We start from the raw sequence: 15,504 nt of genomic DNA on the forward strand, positions 1-15,504 counted from the left end.
ATGGAAGAAAAAATTGAACGAATTTTAACATATATGAAAGACGAAGCCTATAAACCACTGACTGTTCAAGAATTGGAGCAAGTATTTGGAATTGAAGATTCTACAGATTTTAAGGAATTTGTTAAAACACTTGTGTCAATGGAAGAAAAAGGGCTTGTCGTTCGAACAAGAAGTAATCGCTATGGTCTTCCAGAGAAAATGAATCTTGTACGTGGGAAAATGACAGGTCATGCAAAGGGCTTTGCCTTTGTTACACCTGAAGAGCCGGGATTAGATGATATTTTTATCCCACCCCATGAAAAAAATAACGCTATGCATGGTGATATCGTTTTAGTACGAGTTTCTTCACAAAGCTCAGGAGCGAGAAGAGAAGGATCCGTTGTCCGGATTTTAGAACGTGGGATTACAGAAATAGTAGGAACCTATACAGAAAGCAAATATTTCGGATTTGTTATTCCAGATGATAAAAAATTCGGGAGCGATGTTTTTATCCCGAAAAATGCAAATGCAGGAGCAGTTGAAGGACACAAGGTGGTTGTTCATTTAACCTCTTATCCAGAAGGGCATAAAAATGCAGAGGGAGAAGTAGTAAGAATCCTAGGACATAAAAATGACCCAGGTGTAGATATTTTATCTGTCATACATAAACATGGTCTCCCGCAAGCATTTCCTGAGGAAGTATTAGAACAAGCCAATAATGTACCAGATACAATCGATGAAAGTGAAATAGGAAATCGTCGCGATTTACGCCAGGAAACTATAGTTACAATTGACGGGGCCGATGCAAAAGATTTAGATGATGCTGTTACGGTTACTCGCCTTGAAAATGGTCATTATAAATTGGGCGTACATATTGCTGATGTGACGCATTATGTGACAGAAGGCTCACCGATTGATAGAGAAGCATTAGAAAGAGGAACTAGTGTTTATTTAGTTGATCGCGTCATTCCTATGATTCCTCATCGATTATCAAATGGAATCTGTTCGTTAAACCCTAAAGTTAATCGTTTTACCTTATCGTGTGAAATGGAAATTAACGATAAAGGGGAAGTGGTTAACCATGAGATTTTTGAAAGCATCATTAAAACGACTGAAAGAATGACCTACTCAGATGTTAATAAAATCTTAGTAGATAAAGATGAAGAAGTTCGAGACCGTTACCAAATGTTAGTTCCAATGTTTGAAACAATGGAACAATTGGCTGAAATCCTTCGAAATAAAAGAATGGAACGTGGTGCCATTGATTTTGATTTTAAAGAGGCAAAGGTCGTTGTCGATGAAGAAGGAAAGCCAGTTGATGTAGTCATTCGTGAACGTTCAGTTGCAGAGCGTTTAATTGAAGAATTCATGCTTGCTGCCAATGAAACAATTGCTGAACATTTTCATTGGCTAGATGTTCCATTCATGTATCGAATTCATGAAGACCCTAAAGAAGAAAAGCTACAACGCTTTTTCGAATTTATTACTAATTTCGGTTTAATTGTTAGAGGAACAGCCAACTCTGTCCATCCTAGAGCATTGCAAGAAATTATTGAAGCGGTTCAGGGCAAACCAGAGGAAATGGTCATCTCGACTGTTATGCTTCGTTCGATGCAACAAGCAAAATATGATCCTGAAAGTTTAGGACATTTTGGCTTATCAACTCAGTTTTATACACATTTTACATCACCGATTCGTCGCTATCCGGACTTAATTGTCCATCGCTTAATTCGTACGTATCTCATAGAAGGAAAACTCGATCAAGCGACTAGAGCGAAATGGGATGCATCACTTCAAGAGATCGCGGACCATGCCTCAAAAATGGAAAGACGGGCAGTTGATGCTGAACGTGAAACAGATGAGTTGAAAAAAGCTGAATATATGGAAGATAAAGTGGGCGAAGAATTCGATGGAATGATTAGTTCTGTAACGAATTTTGGAATGTTTGTTGAATTGCCAAATACAATTGAAGGTCTAGTTCATGTTAGTTATATGACAGATGATTATTATCATTATGATGAACGTCAATATGCGATGATTGGTGAAAAAACGGGAAATGTATTCCGCATCGGTGACGAAATTACGGTTCGAGTCATTAATGTAAATAAAGATGAACACGATATTGACTTTGAAATTGTAGGTATGAAGAATAACCAAGCAAGAAGAGGAAGACAAGAACAGCCTAGAATTGTTAAGGTTCGTTCACATAAAAAGGATACAAAGAAAAAAGGACCACAAGGAAATTCTGATAATGGTGATTGGTCTACACGTCCACCAAAAGCAAAGAAGAAAAAGAAAAAATCCTTTGCTAATACACCGAAAAATAAGCGTTCAAAAAAACGTAAATAAATAAAGTGGCACTTTGATACCTGTGATCAAGGTGCCCTTACTTTCAGGCAAGAGGGGAGAAGAAAAAGATGCCAAAAGGAGAAGGCAAAGTAGTTGCACAAAATAAAAAAGCAAATCATGATTACTTTATTGAGGAAACATTTGAAGCGGGAATTGTTCTTCAAGGCACAGAAATTAAATCCATTCGTGCGGGTCGTGTGAACCTGAAGGATTCGTTTGCTAGAATCCAAAAAGGTGAAGTTTTCATTTACAATATGCACATTAGTACATATGAACAAGGAAATCGTTATAACCATGATCCATTGCGTGAAAGAAAATTATTGCTTCACCGTAAACAAATAAATAAATTAATCGGTGAAACGAAGGAAGCTGGCTATGCATTAGTCCCTCTTAAAATGTATTTAAAAGATGGATATGCCAAAGTACTTATCGGCCTTGGTAAAGGGAAAAAGAAATATGATAAGCGTGAAGATCTCAAGAAAAAAGAAGCCAAACGTGAAATTGAAAAAGCCTTTAAAGCTCGTCAGCAAATGTAGTTTGAAGAAATTTACAATTGCATTTCATGATTATTATGCTATAATAATACATGTAGTTAATCAAAATAAGCTCATATGTCTCGAGCATCCTTCTCTTTTTAAGAGAAGATCGTAACTTTTCTAATATGGGGACGTTACGGATTCGACAGGGATAGTTTGAGCTTAGGTTGCGAGTCGAGGGGGTCGTCCTCGTAAAAACGCCAAAGCCAATAATAACTGGCAAATCTAACAATAACTTCGCTTTAGCTGCCTAATAAGCACTAAGCGGATCCTCCCTCCATCGCCCATGTGGTAGGGTCAGGGTCTCAACTGTAGTGGGCTACGCCGGTTGTCCTCCGCCTGGGGACGATGGAAGAGACCAATCAGGCTAGCACTTCAGACGCCTGTCGATAGGCAGAAGAAGCTGCGAAACAATAATATATCGACTACACTCGTAGACGCTTAAGTGGCAATGTTTCTGGACGTGGGTTCGATTAGTAAATAGTCGCCTTATGTGGTAACACATAAGTGAAAATCCGGCTTTATCGGTGAAACCTAAGTTGCTTAAATGCGATAAGGCAATGCCGAGCGGTATGTGGAGCAATCCAACAGCCGTGTATCGACTTATAGGCTACCTAAAAGGTAGTACTAGGATACGAATTTCTACTTGAACTAAGTAAATATATAATTCGTATAATACGCCGGGGTACCTGAAAAATTTTCAGGTACAAGATATAGTCAGTGCCATTACGAAAGTATGGAATATCACGTCCCACCGTCTCCACCAAATACATAATGGTGGATAATAATTTAATAATTATGACATAAAGCATAAAATTTCCTTTGGAAACTTTATGCTTTATTTTGTGGGAAAGGATTTTGATTAGATTAGAGATAATTAAAGTGTAGGCAATATGGAAATATCCTGTTTTCTTTTGGAATTTTCATTGGTTTGTATAGTTAAAATTTTATAATTTGAAAAATTTCTCTTCAAACATCAATTTTTCATTTAAAAGTTCTTGAGAGTATTTTCCATTTCGTGGAGTGACAGTATCGTAATTATTGAGAATCCATTTAGCACGTTCTCTTTTTTGGTCTATCCTTAGAAATGGTGTTATCGATTGTAATGTATTAAATACATCTAATTTCTTTTTAATATATAGGGTATATGAATTTTTATATTTATTCGGATTGTAATTCTTTTTATTTATTATTATTCCCCTTGTTAAAGATTGAATATAAATGAGTAGTTCTTTATCAGTAGAAGCAATTGTGATACATGGACGTCTGTGTTCCTTTTCATGCATTCTAGTTAAAGTAATGCTTCCTTCCCCATCTATAATTCCAGCTACATAGGCTGCTTCCCATTTTTCCATGTCTAGCCTCCCTTTTATGAAAACGATCATACGTTCTGTTTTGAGTTTACAAAATTTAGTGTGACTAAGCAAGTAAATATTAATGTGGAGTTAATAGGATGAACTACTTAAAGGGTAATTACCTTTTTCTAAACGATGTTGTTAAATTAGAATATCTAATTCGTTCCTTAGAAATGTACTGCCCCCAAAAGATATTAGTATTCTCCGTAATAAATTTCTTGTTTCATAATTCCAGAGAAACTTTCCATGGCTGCTTTATCTGTACACATAGCTTTTCTAGACATACTTTGAAATTTTCTATTAGTCTATAAGGTTTTAACCTTTTTTATGTAGTGCCATCCCAGATTGGAATGTATAGTTGTCCATTTTTACCAATTAACATAAAGTAGCGGGGGAATTGCCGTTTGCAGATATATATGACTCAGCAGGATAATAGTTTATGATTTTCACAAGCTGCTCTGCCATATAGTCGGGGTGCGGTTCAAGTCCATTTTTGATCCAATCTAATATCAATCCTAAAATGCCATTAGCATAAAAAGTTGTATAAAGGTTATTATCCAAATGAGGGTCATGAGGAGTTAATAAAGTAATATCCTTTTTGATAAATTTTGCTATGGACTGTAAAAATGATTCCTCAAATCCGGGTATTGATTGAAATTTTCTCCATAGTTTATAGAAATCCCTATTTTCCATAATGTGATCAAATACGATGATGTCTGATGGAGATAGAGAGTTTAGATGAATCATATTTTTCTTTTTGTAAGGATATTTGAACGTTTCTACGAGTGCTGTCGTTCTGTCAGCTATCATTTCCTCTGCTAATTCTTCTTTAACATTGTAGTGGCGATAGAAGGTTGCACGATTATAATCAGCACGGTTCACGATGTCTGTCACTGTAATTTGATCATAACTTTTTTCCTCCATTAGTTTAATAAAAGCCTGCTTTAATTGCAATTTCGTTCTACGTACTCGTTTATCCGAAATTTTCTCCTTGTTTATCATGTGATTTCCTCCCTTAAATCTTTCATTATTTAAACATATTAGGGAAATCTGTTGCTTATCAATACAACATGAAGTAATTTACTGATTGAATGATTTGACTAAAGGAAATTATAGTTGTAGCAAGGGAGCATATAATCGGTGTTACTTTTCTGAATCTTCCCTAAATTTAATTACAGTGTACCATATTTTAAATATTTCAAGTGGGGGTTTGGGCTTATGGATAAACATTGGGATTTCAGCTTTGATGTAGTAGTCGTTGGTTCTGGAGCAGGTGGATTAACCGCAGCATTAACTGCAAAGCTACACGGTCTTTCAGCAATTGTATTAGAAAAAACAGGGCTTTTTGGAGGCTCAACATCTAAATCGGGGGGCACGGTTTGGATACCAAATAATTTCTATTTAGAAGAAGCTGGTGTAGGCGATTCGTATGAGCAAGCTAGAGCATATCTGGATGCAACTGTAGGCGATCGGGTCCCTCAATATTTAAAGGATGCGTACTTGTTAAGAGGACCTGAGATGATAAAATATCTTCATGAAAATACGGAGCATGTCAGATGGGAATATACTCCTGGGTATTCAGATTATTATCCAGAGTTGCCTGGCGGAAAACCTAGTGGGCGGGCAATTGAAGCGCAGCTTTTCAATCTTCGTAAGTTAGGCAAAGATGAAAAAAATATGCGCAAATCTGGGTTACCGACAAAGGGGATGGTGCTGAAGTCAAGCGAATTTCATAAAGTAAATATGATTACGAGAACATGGATTGGGAAAAAGACATCATTGAAAGTTGGTTTGCGTCTTATACGAACGAAGCTAAGTTCATATAATCCCGCTACACTAGGAGAGGCTCTCATTGCCCGGTTATATGCTTCGCTTAAGGAAGCAGGTGGAGAGGTTTGGTTATCTACTTCATTTCATGATCTTGTATTTGAAAATAATCGTGTTACTGGCATTATTGCCGAACAAAATGGTAGAAAAATAAATATTGAAGCACGGCATGGCGTCGTTTTTGCCTCTGGTGGATTTTCACACAATCAGGAGCTCCGTGAAAAGTATTTACCCCAACCATCCAATACAGAGTGGACATTATCCTCTGAAGGACAAACTGGCGATGTAATTGGCGCTAGTCGTAAATTAGGGGCAAAGTTGGATTTGATGGATAAAATGTGGGGGACACCAACATCAATCCCACCTGGTTCTCCAGCATTTATGCCTGTCGCAGAACGGGCAACCCCAGGGCTAATTATTGTAAATAGTGAAGGGGAGCGTTATTTAAATGAATCGGTTCCTTACCATGAATTTGTAGATAAAATGTACAAAAATAATCAAGGAGGAGCAACAACGATTCCTTCTTGGATGATTTTTGATCAAACGGTGAAAAAACGTTATCTAGTTTTTGGTATTATGCCAGGACAATCCTTCCCAAAGACATGGTTTGAAACAGGCTATACGAAAAAGGCAGAAACACTAGAAGATTTAGCGAAAAAAATTGGTGTGCCACCAAATAAATTAGCAGCAACTATTGCGCGCTTTAATAAATTCGCCAAAGATGGACATGATCAAGATTTTCAACGCGGCGTAAGTGCTTATGATCGTTACTATGGTGACCCAACATTAAAAAATCCTAATTTAGCACCATTGGAAAAACCACCTTTCTATGCGATTCCCATTTACCCTGGGGATATTGGAACAAAAGGTGGGCTAGTCACGGATAATTTTGCAAGAGTCCTTCATGAAAATGGACAGCAAATACAGGGGTTATATGCTACTGGAAATTGTGCTGCTGCTGTGATGGGAGAAACCTATCCAGGACCTGGTGCAACAATAGGGCCGGCGATGGTGTTCGGTTATATTGCTGCAAGTGAGATGGCAGCTGTTGCAGCAAGACCAATAGAAGCATAGAAACTTCACTTAGTTTAGCGTTTCCGAAATGAACTAGTTTTATAAAATAATGGGTATTTATATTTAATTTTGAAGTATCTCTTTGCAGGGATACTTTTTTTGCTTAAGGGAAATTTTTGAAGTGAGGTAAATAAATTCTCCAATTCTAATTTGACAGATCGATATCGTGATTAAATTGAAAGTTTCTTTATAACACAAGGCCAAATATTTATAATTAAATTGGAAAGTCAATACTAATGGAAAAAGGAAATGTTTATAGCATCGTTATGGAGGAAGAAGAAAATGAAAAGAGTTTATTTAGCGAGTCCGTTTTTCAATGATGTTGAGATTGGATATTTGGAAAAGGTTGAGGTGATTTTAGAGAAAAAAGGTTTGAAAGTATTTTCTCCAATGAGAAAGGCAAAAGATGAGCATGTGGAGATTGGTTCACGTCAATGGTCAATTGAAACGTTCATGGATGATATAAAACATATTAAATGGGCAGAAATTATTGTGGGTATCTATCATGGCAACTATTCCGATAGTGGAACAGCCTGGGAACTTGGTTATGCATATGCTACTGACAAGCCTGTTATATTAGTTCACGTTGGTGAAAATAGTAATTTAATGGTGCATGAGGGTTCACACGCAAATATCACCTTGGCGGAGCTTGAAGACTATGACTTTGACCATTTACCTAGCTCTTTTTATATGGGTGAAATGCTTTAATAATATATAAATACGCTTATAATTGATTCGGCAAAGGAAGGTAAGCTTCCTAAAGATAAATTAAATTCTAATCTTGGAATCCAATTATTAAGCCCCATCATCTCGACCGATTCTTTTACTTAGTACGGTACATGACATGACATTTTCGTTATGGGATCATACGATTCGTCTCAACCTTTATAGCTCTTTCTTAGTAACTAATGCATTTCTCCCAATCATGCGAAAACAGAAATATGGTCGAATTGTATCGATTACCTCAGCGATGGCCAACTTTGAGTACGAAGGGTTAGGAGCATATTCCGCTGCTAAAGCAGGTTTAGAAGGATTAATGCGCACTGTCGCAATAGAAGAAAAAAATCATGGTATATTAGTAAACATGTTTGATCCAGGAAATTTAAAAACGGAGCAAAACCCTTATGGAGAAGGTGAACCAGCGATGGTTGTTGCTGGAATTGTCAAGTTGGCAACCTTACCAGCCGACGGAATGAATGGACAGGTTATTAGAGCGAACCAATAAAGCACGTAGAACCATGATTACTAGAGTTCTTCACAAAATCGCAGAGCAATAATTGCTATAAGTTCAAAGTGGACACTGAGTATATAATTGAGGAATAACATAAGAAAAAGAATGTTTTTTTCTCAAATACATAACTAGTGTCCTCTAAATAAAACGATTACTAACTATAAATGATTCCTATTCACCTCAGAATCAAGTGGGATTTCTTTCGGCAACTTATAGGTAGCTTTTTGGATTCTTTTCGGTTTAAAATTGATGTCTTCAGAAGAATAAACCATGATGCGTACGGTTCCCCCGTAGACCTTCGAGCGAATTAACACAGGTTGATTATACTTATTGGTAAACCGAAAGTCGGGACCGTACCAGCTAACTGTGGCATCTCGTCCAGAAGGTACGTAAGGCACTCGTTTGCTATGAGAGTAGCGCTCGGTAATCGTGATCCCCGCATTATCCACCGCATTATATAAAGTGGATGAAATCTGACAAATTCCACCACCAATGTCCTCAGATAGTTCTCCTTTTACAATTACAGGGGCGCGCATATAGCCTTTCTCCTTTGTTCTCTTACCAACTACTTTGTTAAATGAAAAGGTCTCCCCCGGAAATACTACTTGATTATTAATAGCCTCACTAGCAAGCTTAATATTCATTGATCGCTCTTTATTGCCTGAGTTAAAAAAAGTAGTATAATGACCAATCTGTTTCACCCGAATGAGTGAAAGTAATTCACTATCAACATTTGGATAAACCATTTGTTTTGGAGCAATGATGTTAGCAGGGCCTTGATTAAAATAATATGTATAAAATTGCTTTGTAAAAGTATCGTGATCCAATTTATAGCCAACCTTTTCAGGCACAATATTACCGGTGTCGTCGAGAGTGGCATTAACAGGTGGTTGATAAATCGCTTTTTCAAGGAGTTGAATAAATTTCTCATAGTTATTCTCATTTACTAAAGGTATATCGATGAAAGGATTAGAAAAATAAGCTCGATTGACATTGGCAATGGTTTCACCATTATGAGATACAGTAAAATTATCTGAAAGAATATTTTGGCTTCCAACTAACATTAAAATGGATAATCCAATCCATTTCATAAATGATCACCTCCCAAAATAGTATAGGTAAGAAAGAATATTTTTATGTGAGCAAGAATAGGGAAAATAGCTTGAAAGGTAGTTCTTTATACCTTTTCTAAATAAAAGGTGTTTTATCTTGTGGGACTTTTAGTATAATTTTATGTAAATGGAATAAAGTCTATTATTTTCCAAAAAAGATGAGGAAAACGGGGGAGGATCTCGATTAATGTATTGCTCAAATTGTGGGGAGAGTTTAGAAAAAGAAGATTTATTTTGTAGTGGTTGTGGCAAAAGAGTGGAACAGCAGGAAGTGAATCAATCAAAAATAGAGATTGCCTCAGCAGTCACTATGGAAGATGGACAAGAAGAGAAGAAGCATTTAAATGAAAATGTAGAGAAGGCAAAGAAAGCTGCTAAAAATTACTGGGGATTTTTATTAGAAAATATAAAATCTCCTTTTGAAAGAGGAATTAATCAAAAACCAAATGATTTCCTTTTCGGCTATTTTAATATTTTCTTTTTATCACTATTTTTTGGATTAGGTACGTATTTTGAAATGAAGTCTATCACTGGTGGTTTTAGTCTTTTAGGTAATAATATTCATTTCTTTAAAACATTTTTTTCAGTGTTTTTATATGGAATTATTACTTTATTAGTGGCTGTAGCGGTGCTATTTGGAATTCAAAAATTATTATTTAAAGTAAGTATTTCGTTTAATCACATACTAGGTCGTTTTGGTACGTTAATTACTATACCTACCGTTTTATCAGTACTTTTCTTTATTGCTGCCTTACCAGGATTATTAAAAATAATTGGTATTATTATCAGTTTAATTTTGATTAGCCTTCAAATTGCTATTATTATCACATTTCTTTCTTACCGAAAACAATCTAATGTAAAATTCGATCCTATTTATGGGCTGCTTATCGCCTATGTGATCATGGGGATCTTTGTTGCTTTAACATCTGATGTTTTTACTAAGAATTTTTTTAGTGGCCTGTTTAATATTTTTTAAGAAAACGGACCCGATGTTCATTGGGTCTCACACTGTCGACAATTAGTTTGTCGGCATTTTTTATTTTTGAGAGATGAGGTTTTCCAGGTTCCCGCCTTCTTTCCTTTCCCGTAGGAGTCGAGCGAACGCTTCTCCGAACCAATCAAGTATCTGCTATTTCTTTCGTATTATCATAAATCTTCGTTTGATACCGGAAGACTGATTATTAAACCTGTTGTTTCATATAAAATGGTTTTTCTTTATTTTTTTGTCCATTCTGTACACCAATTCATCTAGCAGTGGAAAAGGATTGGTCCCATCACCAGCTTTACCCTGGCTCTTTTTATTTGTTTCTTCTCTATTGAGTAAGGGAAAGGCTTTTTTCTGTGTTTCTCGTAATCCATTTTTATCTATTCATCTAATGGGGCTTGATTGCATCATGTTTCTACCCCTACCATTTACTTTTTGAAATGTCATTAGCCATAACATGCGCTGAATCCATATTAGGAACATGCTTTACAAAAAGCTTTAATATAGGAAGGTTTTTGACTTTTAAAAAATTTCTGTTGTAAACACTTATTTCCTGTGCTACTATAATGACATAAGTTTATGCAATCGTTTGCATCAACCTTGGAATAATAATAAACTAAAATTCTTTATTTTTTCTTATATTTTGTAAGCGGTTTAATCTTAATCTATGATTCTTGCAAAAATAAGGTAGATTTAAAAGTAGAAAACAATGCAAGCGGTTTCCTGGGTATGCAAGCATTACATGAATAGTAGTTAAACAAAAAAGATGGGGGTATAAATCATGAAAGTAAGAAGGTTCTTACCTGCTATGCTGGCTCTAATTCTTTTAGTCAGTATAGGATTAGTTGGATGCTCATCATCAAACGATGATTCAAAAGAAGGAAAAGGATCATCTAAAGGTGATGTAGTTGTTGATATTTTTCAGTTTAAAGTTGAATTTAAAGATCAATTTAAAAAACTAGCAGAAAAATATGAGAAAGAGAATACAGGCGTAAAAATCAATATTACGACAGTCGGTGGTGGTGAGGATTATGGTGCAGCACTTAAGTCTAAATTCGCATCAGGAAACGAGCCGACAATTTACAATGTAGGTGGTCCCCAAGACGTTAAGGATTGGGAAGCAAAATTAGCAGATTTATCAGATACAAAAGCAGCATCACTTGCACTTGACGGAACACTTGAAGGGGTTAAAAAAGGAGATGAAATCCTAGGTTTACCTTATAACCAAGAGGGATATGGTTTCATTTATAATACAAAAGTTTTTGAAAAAGCAGGAATTGATCCGAAAGAAATTACTTCATTCTCAGCTTTAGAAGACGCTGTAAAAACATTAGATAAGAAGAAAAAAGATTTAGGACTTGATGCGGTATTTGCATTACCTGGTAAGGAAACATGGGTAACAGGTTTACATTTGTCAAATACATTTTTAGCACCAGAATTTAATGGAAATGTTATGGATGCTTATAATGCTAAAAAAGTTGATTTTAAATATGCCGATGCATTTAAGCATGTTCTTGATTTAGAAAACAAATATTCTGTACAACCAACTGTAAGTTTAGACTACTCTCAACAAGTTGAAGAATTATTCTCAACTGGTAAAGTAGCCATGATTCAACAAGGAAACTGGGTATATGGTTCAATTGAAGGGATTGATCCGGAATTAGCGGAAAATAGTATTGGGTTATTACCAATTCCTGTTGAAGGATATAAAGAAGATGCCATTCCTGTTGGCGTACCAATGTATTGGGCAGTAAATAAAAATAAAAATGATAAAGAAATTACTGAGGCGAAAAAATTCTTAGACTGGTTATATACATCTGATGCGGGGAAAGAAGCTGTTATTAATGATTTCAAATTTATTCCTGCATATGATGGCTTCGATGCAAGTAAAATCTCAGATCCTTTAGCAAAAGCTGTTTATAATTATGCAAAGGATGGCAAAACCATTGCATGGGTATTTATGGGATATCCAACAGGCTGGGGACAAGAGCAATTAGGTATCAACATCCAGAAATATATAAGCGGTAAAATGAGTTGGGCGGATTTAGTGAATGAATCTAAAAAGTCTTGGGAAGCTGCTAGGTAATAACTGAGACTTTAGAAAAGAGAAAACAAGGCAACCCTTTCGTTGCTTTGTTTTCTATATTTTAATCTAAAGGTCTGGGTGCCAAATACAACTCATCATACTGCGTGGCTATCAGGAAGGTCACGCAGTATGATGACTTACGAATGAGGCACTTTTCTAACTTGGAGGAATGGTCATGAAAAAAGGTAATTTATGGTACTGGCTATTTTTGGCGCCAACACTAATTGCATTAGCTCTTGTTGTCATTTTGCCATTAATTTTCGGTGTATATTACTCATTTACTAATTGGAATGGAATTGACAATTTAAAGTTTATTGGTTTAGAGAATTATATGAATCTATTTAAAGATAAGGAGTTTTTAGATTCACTTTGGTTCACTATTAAATTTACTGTTGTATCCGTATTTTTAATTAATTTTTTTGGACTTTCATTGGCACTCATTGTGACTCAAAAAATGAAAACAAGCAATTTATTAAGAACCATTTTCTTTATGCCAAATTTAATTGGTGGACTTATCCTTGGGTTTATTTGGCAATTTATTTTTATTAAGGTTTTCTCTGGAGTTGGTGATTTATTAGGTATTGAAGCCTTAAAAGGATGGCTTTCCACTCCGGAAACTGGTTTTTGGGCACTGGCAATACTAATGAGCTGGCAAATGTCGGGTTATATTATGGTTATTTATATTTCATATTTAGAGAGTGTTCCTAAGGAATTATTAGAGGCAGCTGAAATTGATGGGGCAAATAGCTTCCAACGATTTATTCATGTCACATTCCCACTTGTTGCTCCAGCATTTACAGTTAGTTTATTTTTAACATTATCAAATTCATTTAAACTATATGATCAAAACCTTTCACTGACAGGTGGAGGCCCATTCCATTCAACACAAATGGTCGCAATGGAAATTTATAAAACAGCATTTACTGAAAATGCAATGGCTTACGCCCAATCAAAGGCAGTCATATTCTTTATTATTGTAGCGGCAATATCACTTACACAGGTATACATCAATAAGAGACGGGAGGTTGAAATGTAATGGGCAGAAACAAGAAAAAAACATATTTTATAGGAATTCTAGGCATCATTTTAGCCCTTCTTTGGATCTCACCATTTTATTTGATGGTTGTAAACTCCTTTAAAGAAAAAAGAGAAATATTCACGGATACGCTAGGGCTTCCTGATAAATTTACCTTTGATAATTATATCGAGGCATTTAAACAATTGGATTTCTTAAAAACTTTATTTAATTCAGTGTTAATTACTGTAGTAGCCGTTATTGTTATTGTAGTCTTTTCTTCTATGGCAGCGTATGCGTTATCAAGACGAAAAAGTAAAATGACAGGTTTCATCTTTTTCCTATTTGTCGCTGCGATGTTAATCCCATTTCAATCCGTCATGATTCCGCTCATTTCTGTATTTGGAAAGATGGAGCTGCTTAATCGATTTGGAATTATTTTAATGTATTTAGGATTTGGTTCAAGTTTATCGATCTTTTTGTATCATGGAACATTAACTGGTATTTCCAAATCCCTTGATGAAGCGGCCACCATTGATGGAGCCAATCGTTTTCAAGTATTTTGGTATATCATCTTCCCGATGCTTAAACCAATTACTGTGACAGTTGCGATACTCAATATTATTTGGATTTGGAATGACTATTTATTGCCTTCACTAGTTATTAATAAAGAAGGAATGGAAACGATCCCGTTAAAAATGTTCTTCTTCTTTGGGGAATATACGAAACAATGGCACTTAGCATTAGCCGGTTTAACAATAGCCATTATCCCAGTGATTATTGTTTATTTCTTCTTACAAAAACAAATTATTAAAGGAGTATCAGAAGGCTCAGTGAAATAAATTTTCGCAAAAATTCTAACTATTGGTAGATAATCCGTTTACAATAGATTTATGTAAACATTTGATTAACGGGGGATATGAAAATGGCAGTTACAATAAAAGATGTGGCGAAGGTCGCTCGTGTGTCACCTTCAACCGTTTCGAGGGTTATAGCAGATAACCCAAGAATTAGTGAAGAAACCAAAAAACGTGTCAGAGAAGCGATGATAGAACTTGGCTATCATCCAAATTTTCAAGCAAGGAGCTTAGCCGTAAAAAGTACTCAAAGTATTGGTATCATTATGCCTAACTCTGCTACAAAGGTATTGGAAAATCCATTCTTTCCAGAAGTTTTACGTGGGATCAGCCAGGTGGCAAGAGAGGATCGCTATGGCATTTATTTATCTACAGGTGCCACTCAAGAGGAAATCTTCGAGGAAGTTGTACAAATGGTTCAAGGAAGACGAGTTGATGGAATTATTCTTTTATACTCGAAAACAAATGACACAGTCATGAACTATTTATTAGAGGAGGATTTTCCCTTCACTGTCATTGGACGGCCATATAATAATGCAGAAAGAATTACACATGTCGATAATGATAATATTTATGCAACCAAACAAGTAACGAAATATTTAATTGATAAAGGGCATAAAAGGATTACATTTATTGGTTTAAATCCAGAGGTAGTCTTTACAATTGATCGTATGGAAGGGTACAAACAGGCACTAAAAGAAGCGGGAATTCCATTTAACGAACAATTAGTAGTTCAGGAAAGTAGCTTAAAAGAAGGTGGCGTGGAGGTAGCAAAAGAATTTCTACTAGCAAATGAGCCATCGACAGCACTTGTTGTTACAGATGACTTTGTTGCCATTGAATTAATGAGCTATGCGGAAAGTTTAAATATACGGGTACCCGAAGATATTTCTATCATAAGTTTCAATAATATCATGTTAACTAATCATATGAGACCACCATTAACATCTGTTGACATCGATATCTTTCAATTAGGACTTGAAGCCGCGAGCTGCTTAATTGAAAAAATTAAGAATCCAACTATTTTACCGAAGCGATTGACCATTCCTGCGACGATGATTGAAAGAAAATCATGTGCTAGCCTGAAATAATTCAGGA

The 15,504-nt window shown here is 35.6% G+C and carries 13 protein-coding genes and 1 other RNA gene; 11 read left to right on the forward strand and 3 right to left on the reverse strand.

The window, feature by feature from the left end; all coding sequences use genetic code 11:
* The 3 genes from rnr (at position 1) to ssrA (ending at position 3,340) form a co-directional block, all read left to right on the forward strand.
* Positions 1 to 2,328, forward strand: coding sequence for a ribonuclease R (gene rnr / locus I5818_RS06740; RefSeq protein ID WP_071976493.1), 2,328 nt, complete (start codon positions 1 to 3; stop codon positions 2,326 to 2,328).
* 68 nt (positions 2,329 to 2,396) lie between these two features.
* Entirely contained in the window at positions 2,397 to 2,864 is a 468-nt protein-coding gene (gene smpB, locus I5818_RS06745; protein ID WP_058002848.1) for an SsrA-binding protein SmpB, read from the forward strand.
* A 135-nt stretch (positions 2,865 to 2,999) separates the two neighbouring features.
* Positions 3,000 to 3,340, forward strand: a transfer-messenger RNA (tmRNA) gene (ssrA, locus tag I5818_RS06750).
* A gap of 471 nt (positions 3,341 to 3,811) precedes the next feature.
* On the opposite strand, the gene I5818_RS06755 is transcribed toward ssrA, so the two are convergent.
* Together I5818_RS06755 and I5818_RS06760 are read right to left on the reverse strand one after the other, a co-directional pair.
* Complete coding sequence (locus tag I5818_RS06755; protein ID WP_209391878.1) at positions 3,812 to 4,219, reverse strand: LAGLIDADG family homing endonuclease; 408 nt, start codon at positions 4,217 to 4,219, stop codon at positions 3,812 to 3,814.
* A 375-nt stretch (positions 4,220 to 4,594) separates the two neighbouring features.
* Positions 4,595 to 5,221: a TetR/AcrR family transcriptional regulator gene (locus I5818_RS06760; RefSeq protein ID WP_078110888.1), complete on the reverse strand. Its 627-nt coding sequence runs from the start codon at positions 5,219 to 5,221 to the stop codon at positions 4,595 to 4,597.
* Between the two features lie 216 nt (positions 5,222 to 5,437).
* Between I5818_RS06760 and I5818_RS06765 the strand changes: the two genes are divergently transcribed.
* The 3 genes from I5818_RS06765 to I5818_RS06775 all read left to right on the forward strand — a co-directional run bounded on the left by I5818_RS06765 (position 5,438) and on the right by I5818_RS06775 (position 8,345).
* Positions 5,438 to 7,120, forward strand: a complete 1,683-nt coding sequence (locus tag I5818_RS06765) for an FAD-dependent oxidoreductase (protein WP_078110887.1) — start codon at positions 5,438 to 5,440, stop codon at positions 7,118 to 7,120.
* 282 nt (positions 7,121 to 7,402) lie between these two features.
* Positions 7,403 to 7,828, forward strand: coding sequence for a nucleoside 2-deoxyribosyltransferase (locus I5818_RS06770; protein ID WP_078110886.1), 426 nt, complete (start codon positions 7,403 to 7,405; stop codon positions 7,826 to 7,828).
* A 109-nt stretch (positions 7,829 to 7,937) separates the two neighbouring features.
* Positions 7,938 to 8,345, forward strand: a complete 408-nt coding sequence (locus I5818_RS06775) for an SDR family NAD(P)-dependent oxidoreductase (RefSeq protein ID WP_268876198.1) — start codon at positions 7,938 to 7,940, stop codon at positions 8,343 to 8,345.
* 164 nt (positions 8,346 to 8,509) lie between these two features.
* Here I5818_RS06775 and I5818_RS06780 read toward each other — a convergent pair whose 3' ends face one another.
* Entirely contained in the window at positions 8,510 to 9,442 is a 933-nt protein-coding gene (locus tag I5818_RS06780) for a VanW family protein (RefSeq protein WP_071976489.1), read from the reverse strand.
* A gap of 208 nt (positions 9,443 to 9,650) precedes the next feature.
* On the opposite strand from I5818_RS06780, the gene I5818_RS06785 reads away from it, so the two are divergent.
* From I5818_RS06785 to I5818_RS06805, 5 genes are all read left to right on the forward strand, one after another.
* Complete coding sequence (locus I5818_RS06785) at positions 9,651 to 10,439, forward strand: zinc ribbon domain-containing protein (protein WP_071976488.1); 789 nt, start codon at positions 9,651 to 9,653, stop codon at positions 10,437 to 10,439.
* Between the two features lie 790 nt (positions 10,440 to 11,229).
* On the forward strand, positions 11,230 to 12,534 hold the full coding sequence (locus tag I5818_RS06790; RefSeq protein ID WP_078110885.1) for an ABC transporter substrate-binding protein: 1,305 nt from the start codon (positions 11,230 to 11,232) through the stop codon (positions 12,532 to 12,534).
* 175 nt (positions 12,535 to 12,709) lie between these two features.
* Positions 12,710 to 13,570: a carbohydrate ABC transporter permease gene (locus I5818_RS06795; RefSeq protein WP_058002840.1), complete on the forward strand. Its 861-nt coding sequence runs from the start codon at positions 12,710 to 12,712 to the stop codon at positions 13,568 to 13,570.
* Positions 13,570 to 14,391: a carbohydrate ABC transporter permease gene (locus I5818_RS06800; RefSeq protein ID WP_058002839.1), complete on the forward strand. Its 822-nt coding sequence runs from the start codon at positions 13,570 to 13,572 to the stop codon at positions 14,389 to 14,391. Before I5818_RS06795 ends, I5818_RS06800 begins: the two co-directional genes overlap by 1 nt.
* A gap of 83 nt (positions 14,392 to 14,474) precedes the next feature.
* The gene (locus I5818_RS06805) at positions 14,475 to 15,497 is read left to right on the forward strand and encodes a LacI family DNA-binding transcriptional regulator (protein ID WP_078110884.1); all 1,023 of its coding nucleotides are present in this window, start codon (positions 14,475 to 14,477) and stop codon (positions 15,495 to 15,497) included.
* The last annotated feature ends 7 nt before the right edge of the window (positions 15,498 to 15,504 follow it).

This window comes from Heyndrickxia oleronia, assembly GCF_017809215.1.
GTDB classification, from domain to species: Bacteria; Bacillota; Bacilli; order Bacillales; family Bacillaceae_C; genus Heyndrickxia; species Heyndrickxia oleronia.

Coding starts and splice junctions, on each gene's coding strand:
- I5818_RS06785 (WP_071976488.1), top strand. CDS start 9,651: ATGTATTGCTCAAATTGTGGGGAGAGTTTAGAAAAAGAAGATTTATTT.
- I5818_RS06790 (WP_078110885.1), top strand. CDS start 11,230: ATGAAAGTAAGAAGGTTCTTACCTGCTATGCTGGCTCTAATTCTTTTA.
- smpB (WP_058002848.1), top strand. CDS start 2,397: ATGCCAAAAGGAGAAGGCAAAGTAGTTGCACAAAATAAAAAAGCAAAT.
- I5818_RS06770 (WP_078110886.1), top strand. CDS start 7,403: ATGAAAAGAGTTTATTTAGCGAGTCCGTTTTTCAATGATGTTGAGATT.
- I5818_RS06800 (WP_058002839.1), top strand. CDS start 13,570: ATGGGCAGAAACAAGAAAAAAACATATTTTATAGGAATTCTAGGCATC.
- I5818_RS06760 (WP_078110888.1), bottom strand. CDS start 5,221: ATGATAAACAAGGAGAAAATTTCGGATAAACGAGTACGTAGAACGAAA.
- I5818_RS06755 (WP_209391878.1), bottom strand. CDS start 4,219: ATGGAAAAATGGGAAGCAGCCTATGTAGCTGGAATTATAGATGGGGAA.
- I5818_RS06795 (WP_058002840.1), top strand. CDS start 12,710: ATGAAAAAAGGTAATTTATGGTACTGGCTATTTTTGGCGCCAACACTA.
- rnr (WP_071976493.1), top strand. CDS start 1: ATGGAAGAAAAAATTGAACGAATTTTAACATATATGAAAGACGAAGCC.
- I5818_RS06765 (WP_078110887.1), top strand. CDS start 5,438: ATGGATAAACATTGGGATTTCAGCTTTGATGTAGTAGTCGTTGGTTCT.
- I5818_RS06805 (WP_078110884.1), top strand. CDS start 14,475: ATGGCAGTTACAATAAAAGATGTGGCGAAGGTCGCTCGTGTGTCACCT.
- I5818_RS06780 (WP_071976489.1), bottom strand. CDS start 9,442: ATGAAATGGATTGGATTATCCATTTTAATGTTAGTTGGAAGCCAAAAT.